This window comes from Sulfuricurvum sp. (genome assembly GCF_022759005.1).
Classification (GTDB): Bacteria; Campylobacterota; Campylobacteria; order Campylobacterales; family Sulfurimonadaceae; genus Sulfuricurvum.
Map to the genome: position 1 here is coordinate 1 of NZ_JAEMQA010000087.1, position 6,618 is coordinate 6,618.

A 6,618-nucleotide genomic window follows, 5' to 3' on the forward strand; every position below is an offset into this window, starting at 1 on the left:
CACTCTTCACCGCTGGAAACCATGATGCGGATAGCGGCGAGCAGCGGCATCGAGAGGGTAGGGTGTTTCATATAATATTTGATGAAATCAAACTGCTGACGTAACAACTCGGGGCTGACGCTAAAAAGCTGTGCGTTATTCCCGACGGTTCCACGCATCGCTTCGATGATCTTGTAGAGTTTCGCTAACTCGCCGGTCGCTTCTGAGGGTTGAATCGTCTCGATAAGTGGCATAAGAGATCCTTTTAGGATTGTGTTGACTGTTTGGTCAAGTGGCATTATAAAACGATTTGACCAAATAGTCAAGAGGGTGTGGTATAATTTTATTATGAAAGAAACAACACGACAAAAATTGATCGACGCAACGTATGAAGAGGTCTATTCGCACGGTTATCAAGGTGCGGCGCTAGCCGATATACTCGCTAATGCAGGGGTGCATAAAGGCTCTATGTACCACTTTTTCCCGAACAAAAAAGAGATGGCACTATGTGCAATCAATGAAAAAATGGGAGAACGTTTTGATAATATGTATCGGGGAATCGCTCATCAGGAAGCTCCTTATCTGCCGCGTTTATATGCATTAATACGTGATACATCACGTCGTGATTTCAAACGGGGATGCCCCATCGCTAATCTCGTACAAGAGATGTCGAATATCGATGAAGATTTTAACCGAACGATGAAAGAGATGTATACACAGTTTCGTCTGAGCGTCAAAGCGATTTTTGATCAGGCGATTGAGAGTGGTGAACTAAAAGAGTGTGATACCGCAAAGCTGGCTTTGTTTACTACGTCGGCATTGGAGGGGGCTATTCTTGCGGCAAAAGCATCGGGAGAACCGCAAGATTATATCGATGCAGTAGAATGTCTAATCGGCTATATCGAATCGTTTAGATGTATGCATCCATGAAAAAAGAATCGCATTTACTCTATTTTATCGGCATGATTGTTGCGATGCTCTTGTGGGGTGTGGCGTGGACGGCGGGCAAGGTCGCGGCGCATCACTCCAACGCCGAAGTGGCGGCTTTTTGGCGCTATGCGTTCTCTCTCATTTCTATTATTCCGCTCATCTGGGTGATGAAATCGCCACTGCGTTCCGATCGTAGAGGGATGATCTACATGATCGCGGCGGGACTGCTCACGTCGGTCTTTAACTACTTTTTCTTTGCGGGGTTGTTGCACGGTCAGGCGGGATACGGCGGAACGCTCGTTACCTCGATCTCTCCGATTATCACCTATATACTCTCCATCGCACTCTTGGGGCTTCGCATATCGACCAAAGAGATTATCGCCCTGAGTGTGGGGATGGCGGGTGCGCTGGTATTGCTCAATGTCCCTACGCAAGGGTGGGCGTTTTTGACCCTCGAAAATAGCTATTTTGTCGCCGCCGCATTCGTTTGGGCACTGGTCACTATCGTCTCGCAAAAAGCTTCCAAACATACTACGCCGATGCTTTATACGACGGTAGTATTTGCTGTCGCGATGACTACAAATCTCCTCTTTGCCCTGCCGTATCATCCGTTCGATTTTACACGTTATGACACAACGTTTTGGTGGACAATACTCTTTATCGGTATTTTTCCGGGTACGCTCAGCACAGCCCTCTTTTTTGCTTCGGCGGGGAAAGTTGGGGCACATCGGACGGGTGTATTTATGTTTCTTGTTCCTATCGGTGCAATCGTATCGAGTATTTTTGTATACGGTGAACGTGTCGAACTCTCGACGCTTATAGGGTGTGTATTGGCGTTTGCGGCAGTGATTTTGTTCAACATAAAAACATCAAAAAAATAAAAAGTCATTTTTTGGTCACAAAAATAGCTCTGATACAAACTACTTTAAGCTACAAATTATGATAATATAAAATAGAGTTATGATTGAGCGGGAGAGATGTTTTCACTGCTGCACCCAAATCCCGAAAAAACCTGTTTCATTGTGAGCCGACCGGCGAGATCGTTGCTATGGAGGGTAAATTCGCCTCCAAAAGAAAGCGTGACAAACAGTGCCGAAGAAGTAAGTAATGAGATTATGCGCATAATGACTCCTTGGGAAAATCGAGTTATTGTAGCGAAGAGTTTTCTAAAGTGAGCAAAAATTTTTACTTAAGCACGATATACTTTTTTAAAAAGAAGTTTTGATGTCTACTCCTATCCTTTCATTTGAAAATCTTGATCTGAGCTATGAGCTTACTCACGTTTTAAAAAATATTTCACTTCGCATTGAGAGTGCAGAACACTGCGCTATCCTCGGAGCCAACGGTTCGGGCAAATCGAGTCTTATCAAGCTGATAAACAGCGAACTTTATCCATCGTACAAACAAGAACCTTTTCGCCGTGAGATACTAGGTCGTGAGCGTTGGGCGATCACCGAGTTGCGTCAACATATCGGGGTCGTGACGAATGATTTACATAGCCGTTTTGCTTACGAGCGGGGAAATTTGAGCGGGTTTGAGACGGTGTTGAGCGGGTTTTTCGGAACGCTGGGGCTTTTTGAACATCTCGTAGTAGAGATGGAACACTTAGAAGGTGCGGTTAATGCGATGAAACGGTTGGGAATCGAGCATCTGCGTGATAAGCCGCTGAGCCAAATGTCAACGGGGGAATTGCGAAAATGTATCGTAGCCCGTGCGCTGGTTCATCCGATAAAAGCGATACTCCTCGATGAGCCGACGGTGGGGTTGGATATCAAGGCGCAATTTGATTTTATCGAAATGGTACGCTCTCTCGCCCAAAGCGGTACGACGGTGATCCTCGTCACCCATCACATCGAAGAAATTTTCGAGGAGATCAGCAAAGTGGTACTGCTCAAAGAGGGGCGAATCATCGCTCAGGGGCGTAAAGAAGAGGTTCTCAACAGCACCAATCTCTCAGAGACGTTTGATATGGAGTTAGAAGTCCACCAAGAACAAGGGCGATACTGGATTCGCCCCGCAATGCTTTAGAGATAACTAACCAATTCGCTCAGCTCTGAGCGGTGAAGGGGCGGTTGTTCATTGACGCGGTAGCCGAATGGGACGAGTAGGGCAATACCGTAAGTATCGGTATCAATTCCCATGATTTTCTCGACCGCATCACGGTCAAATCCCTCCATCGGACAGGAATCGATTCCGATCGAAGCGGCAGCAGTCATCATGTTTCCTGCAGCGATATAAACCTGACGTGCCGACCAGCACTCTAATACTTCATCGCTGAGCGGATCGATCCATTGTGCGTACATTGGCAGAAGATAATCGGGATAATGGAATTTTTCAAATTCGCTTTGTATATAGCCGTCGGTACTGCGGACATTTTTCTTGTAGCCGATAGCGATGAGTTCGGATGCAGTTGTCACTTGCGGCTGGTTCCACGCCACGGCTTGGATCGCTTCTTTCATCGCTGTATCGCGGATCACGAAAAACTGCCATTGCTCCATCCCGAACGAACTTGGGCTGAGACGTCCCGCTTCGAGGATAAAGGTCAAATCTTCACTGCTCATAGGTTTGGTTGTATCGAACAGTTTGCACGCATGACGGAAGTGCATCGCTTTTTCAAAATCGTTTCGCATTAGAGGCTCCTTTAGGATTATGTCAGGTGAGATTCTATAGCATACGGTATTTACTGTCAAGAACGTACTAAAAAGTACTATACATACTAAAAGGTAACTATAGATGATCGACGAATCGCGTTTTAATTGCCCTTTTGAACTTACGATTGAGCTGATCGGCGGCAAATGGAAAGGTCTTATTTTGTGGCATTTGATGGAAAAAAAAGTGCTCCGAAACGGTGAGATGCTTCGCCTAATGCCGCGTATTACGCAAAAGATGCTGACGCAGCAATTGCGTGAGATGGAGGAAAACGGTCTTATTAGCCGTGTCATCTATGAGCAGGTACCGCCAAAAGTCGAATACAGTCTCACATCGCACGGTGAAGCGCTGCGCCCGATCCTCAATCAGATGATAGAATGGGGACTTGTCTATGCGCGGGAAAATAATATCACGATTGCGTGCAGTAGTCATTAAAAGGACAAGTATATGGTTTCAGTTAAATATTTGCATCAGGTACAGGCGGCATTGTTGTCGGGTTTTATGAGTTTTATTATGTCGGGTGCGATTACGTTTATCAATCTCGGATGGGTAGACGGATTTGTCGGAATATGGATTCATGCGTGGCTGGTGGCGTATGCCATCGCGTTTCCGACGATACTCCTTGTGTTTCCGTTTGCCCGAAAACTGGCGATGAGGATCGCATCAAAGTAGTGTTTAAATATCGAACAAAAAATAGCAATTTTAGAATAGTTTTGTCTTGCTAAATCCTATATAATAATGGCGATATTTTGCATAGGAGAAACTATGAGAAGCAAACGATTTGGATTAGGTGTCGCAATTGCGGCTATGATGATAGGGTCGCTCAATCTGGATGCCGGAATGATACGGGATATGATACAAAAGCGTGCCGAAGCACACACTACGACCTCCTCACAAACATCGAACACTATGATGGATGTCACCTACGGCAGTGATAAAAAACAGCGCATGGATGTCTATCTCCCCGCCAATCCCCAAAATGCTCCCGTGATCGTTATGGTACACGGCGGTGCATGGAAAATTGGGGATAAACGCTCCAATAACGTAGTGGATAACAAAAAAGCGCGTTGGAATCCCAAAGGGATTATTTTTGTGTCGGTCAATTACCGCCTATTGCCCGATGCTGATCCTCTCAAACAAGCTGACGATGTCGCTGCGGCATTGGCATATGTCCAAAGCCATGTCGTGCAGTGGGGCGGTGATTCTCAAAAAATCGTACTCATGGGGCATTCTGCCGGCGCTCATCTTGTCGATTTAATCTCCTCTGATCCCGCACGTTATCCAAATCTAAAACCGTGGCTCGGAACAGTGTCACTGGACAGTGCGGCAATGGATATCCCAAAAGTTATGAGTACAAAACATTACGATTTTTATGACGAAGCTTTTGGAACCGATCCTGCATATTGGGCGGATGCGTCGCCGTATCAGCGTCTAAGTTCGAATGCCGTACCGATGCTGTTAGTATGTTCAACCGAACGGCCGGATAAACCGTGTGCCCAGACCGAAGCATTTGTTCAAAAAGCAAAATCCCTGAATCTGCGAGCCGAAATGACACCGCAGGCATTGAAACACAAAGAAATTAACGATGAATTGGGCTTGGAAAGTAACTATACCAAAGCAGTTGAAGAGTTTATGAGATCGTTAGGCATGGCAATCTAAAAGGAGGGTGGAATGATGCGATTGGTATTTTCAGCAGCGCTTTTGGGGATTATATCAGGATTGGCAGGCAGCGAGACTATCCGTTCGGACGATCTTTTGGAAGGGAAGTTTTCAACATCGACCCCCCGTGTTTAAAGTTCATAAAGGAACGTCTTTGATCGCAGGGAAGGGTGATAACGCACTCTTTGCTCTAAACACTTCAGGAGAGATAACATTTCGTGAGTTGCCTAATGTGAAAAAAGCTCATAATGATTATACGATTGTTTTAAATGAAGCAAACAGTGAGATAACCCTGTCAATTAGGGTTATGAACGATGCGTTAGCCTTCGGGGCTCTTTATTTAGCTAATCCTGATCTGCCTGAGCGTTTTAGAAGTCAGGCCGAACTAAATACCCCTAACCCCGAGAGCTTCTATACTCAGGATGAACAAGGATATCTGGATTATCCGACCTTGTAAGCTTCTTTCTTAAAAATCAGATTTTTCAGACTCCGCTCTTCCTCTATTTCGGGGAAGTTCTCGAGATTTTTTAACCTCTCAACATATTGAAACTCCGGGGCATTTTTGCGGAAAAGGGTTCGGATAAATTTAGAGTCCAATTCAGGTGCGTTGAGCGCTGAGAGGACGACGCACTCCTCAGCGGCAAACTCATGGAGGCGGCGGATGATTTTCTCGTAATCGCTCGTTGCGGCGAATGAGCCTTTTTGAAAGCTTGGGGGATCGATGATGATCAGATCATAGGGACCACTTTTGCGGATACGGCTCCACGATTTGAGGATGTTGTAGGGCATAAACTCCACTTTTTTGGTATTGAGTCCGTTTAGATGGTGGTTTTCCCGTCCCATAGAGAGGACATTTTTGTTCATATCGACATTGACGACATGTTTTGCTCCGGCATACATAGCGACAACGGAAAATGCGCAGGTATAGGAGAAGAGGTTTAAAACCTTTTTCCCTTGGGCATGCTCACGGATAAACTCCCTCCCTAGCTTCATATCGGGAAAAAATCCGATATTTTGGGCATTTTGAAAATTGACGTGATATTTGAGGCTGTTTTCGATCGCATAGGTAATGCGGGGCAGCTCTCCGGCAATGAGGGTTGAGGGGGCGGTGGGGAGATAGCGCTGCTGGATGACCAGTGCCTCCCATCTCCCCTCACGTACATAAAAATCACGCAGCATCGAGACGATAGATTCTTCCTCCTCGGAGCCCTCAAACAGCACAGCAAAGAGTACTTTGTCTACGCTATCCACCGTCAGAAATCGGTAGGCTCCGTAGGTATTCCCCCGACCGTGAAAGAGTCGGGTGTACTCTTCGGTTACGGTAGTGGAAGCAGTGCGCAAATGGTGGTGTAAATCAGCTATAGTCATTCTGTAGGCTTTTTATTAATCGTATAAAGCTTA

The 6,618-nt window shown here is 45.9% G+C and carries 11 protein-coding genes and 1 pseudogene; 8 read left to right on the top strand and 4 right to left on the bottom strand.

The window, feature by feature from the left end:
* Window positions 1–233: pseudogene (locus JHC35_RS05825) on the bottom strand (hypothetical protein); the annotation flags it as partial.
* A 94-nt stretch (window positions 234–327) separates the two neighbouring features.
* On the opposite strand from JHC35_RS05825, the gene JHC35_RS05830 reads away from it, so the two are divergent.
* Both JHC35_RS05830 and JHC35_RS05835 read left to right on the top strand, forming a co-directional pair.
* The gene (locus JHC35_RS05830; protein WP_295042916.1) at window positions 328–909 is read left to right on the top strand and encodes a TetR/AcrR family transcriptional regulator; all 582 of its coding nucleotides are present in this window, start codon (window positions 328–330) and stop codon (window positions 907–909) included.
* Entirely contained in the window at window positions 906–1,790 is an 885-nt protein-coding gene (locus JHC35_RS05835; protein ID WP_295042918.1) for a DMT family transporter, read from the top strand. Before JHC35_RS05830 ends, JHC35_RS05835 begins: the two co-directional genes overlap by 4 nt.
* 77 nt (window positions 1,791–1,867) lie before the next feature.
* On the opposite strand, the gene JHC35_RS05840 is transcribed toward JHC35_RS05835, so the two are convergent.
* On the bottom strand, window positions 1,868–2,032 hold the full coding sequence (locus JHC35_RS05840) for a hypothetical protein (protein ID WP_295042920.1): 165 nt from the start codon (window positions 2,030–2,032) through the stop codon (window positions 1,868–1,870).
* A gap of 101 nt (window positions 2,033–2,133) precedes the next feature.
* Here JHC35_RS05840 and JHC35_RS05845 point away from each other — a divergent pair, with 101 nt between their 5' ends.
* Window positions 2,134–2,937, top strand: coding sequence for an ATP-binding cassette domain-containing protein (locus JHC35_RS05845; RefSeq protein WP_295042922.1), 804 nt, complete (start codon window positions 2,134–2,136; stop codon window positions 2,935–2,937).
* On the opposite strand, the gene JHC35_RS05850 is transcribed toward JHC35_RS05845, so the two are convergent.
* Window positions 2,934–3,539, bottom strand: coding sequence for an NAD(P)H-dependent oxidoreductase (locus JHC35_RS05850; RefSeq protein WP_295042924.1), 606 nt, complete (start codon window positions 3,537–3,539; stop codon window positions 2,934–2,936). The two genes, JHC35_RS05845 and JHC35_RS05850, sit on opposite strands and share 4 nt — an antisense overlap.
* 103 nt (window positions 3,540–3,642) lie before the next feature.
* Between JHC35_RS05850 and JHC35_RS05855 the strand changes: the two genes are divergently transcribed.
* The 5 genes from JHC35_RS05855 to JHC35_RS05875 all read left to right on the top strand — a co-directional run bounded on the left by JHC35_RS05855 (window position 3,643) and on the right by JHC35_RS05875 (window position 5,674).
* A complete protein-coding gene (locus JHC35_RS05855; RefSeq protein ID WP_295042926.1) occupies window positions 3,643–3,993 on the top strand; it encodes a helix-turn-helix domain-containing protein in 351 nt (116 codons plus the stop codon).
* 12 nt (window positions 3,994–4,005) lie between these two features.
* Window positions 4,006–4,230, top strand: coding sequence for a DUF2798 domain-containing protein (locus JHC35_RS05860; protein WP_295042928.1), 225 nt, complete (start codon window positions 4,006–4,008; stop codon window positions 4,228–4,230).
* Window positions 4,231–4,323: 93 nt separating this feature from the next.
* A complete protein-coding gene (locus tag JHC35_RS05865) occupies window positions 4,324–5,217 on the top strand; it encodes an alpha/beta hydrolase (protein WP_295042930.1) in 894 nt (297 codons plus the stop codon).
* A 12-nt stretch (window positions 5,218–5,229) separates the two neighbouring features.
* Complete coding sequence (locus JHC35_RS05870) at window positions 5,230–5,352, top strand: hypothetical protein (protein ID WP_295042933.1); 123 nt, start codon at window positions 5,230–5,232, stop codon at window positions 5,350–5,352.
* 19 nt (window positions 5,353–5,371) lie between these two features.
* Window positions 5,372–5,674 (top strand): hypothetical protein, encoded by a 303-nt coding sequence (locus tag JHC35_RS05875; protein ID WP_295042935.1) that lies wholly within the window; start codon window positions 5,372–5,374, stop codon window positions 5,672–5,674.
* On the opposite strand, the gene JHC35_RS05880 is transcribed toward JHC35_RS05875, so the two are convergent.
* The gene (locus tag JHC35_RS05880; protein ID WP_295042937.1) at window positions 5,659–6,585 is read right to left on the bottom strand and encodes a class I SAM-dependent methyltransferase; all 927 of its coding nucleotides are present in this window, start codon (window positions 6,583–6,585) and stop codon (window positions 5,659–5,661) included. The genes JHC35_RS05875 and JHC35_RS05880 overlap by 16 nt on opposite strands.
* Window positions 6,586–6,618 lie beyond the last annotated feature (33 nt).

What these genes read in the sequence shown, in the direction of transcription:
- JHC35_RS05880 (WP_295042937.1), bottom strand. Translation starts at nt 6,585, where the DNA reads ATGACTATAGCTGATTTACACCACCATTTGCGCACTGCTTCCACTACC.
- JHC35_RS05855 (WP_295042926.1), top strand. Translation starts at nt 3,643, where the DNA reads ATGATCGACGAATCGCGTTTTAATTGCCCTTTTGAACTTACGATTGAG.
- JHC35_RS05860 (WP_295042928.1), top strand. Translation starts at nt 4,006, where the DNA reads ATGGTTTCAGTTAAATATTTGCATCAGGTACAGGCGGCATTGTTGTCG.
- JHC35_RS05870 (WP_295042933.1), top strand. Translation starts at nt 5,230, where the DNA reads ATGATGCGATTGGTATTTTCAGCAGCGCTTTTGGGGATTATATCAGGA.
- JHC35_RS05830 (WP_295042916.1), top strand. Translation starts at nt 328, where the DNA reads ATGAAAGAAACAACACGACAAAAATTGATCGACGCAACGTATGAAGAG.
- JHC35_RS05835 (WP_295042918.1), top strand. Translation starts at nt 906, where the DNA reads ATGAAAAAAGAATCGCATTTACTCTATTTTATCGGCATGATTGTTGCG.
- JHC35_RS05845 (WP_295042922.1), top strand. Translation starts at nt 2,134, where the DNA reads ATGTCTACTCCTATCCTTTCATTTGAAAATCTTGATCTGAGCTATGAG.
- JHC35_RS05850 (WP_295042924.1), bottom strand. Translation starts at nt 3,539, where the DNA reads ATGCGAAACGATTTTGAAAAAGCGATGCACTTCCGTCATGCGTGCAAA.
- JHC35_RS05840 (WP_295042920.1), bottom strand. Translation starts at nt 2,032, where the DNA reads ATGCGCATAATCTCATTACTTACTTCTTCGGCACTGTTTGTCACGCTT.
- JHC35_RS05865 (WP_295042930.1), top strand. Translation starts at nt 4,324, where the DNA reads ATGAGAAGCAAACGATTTGGATTAGGTGTCGCAATTGCGGCTATGATG.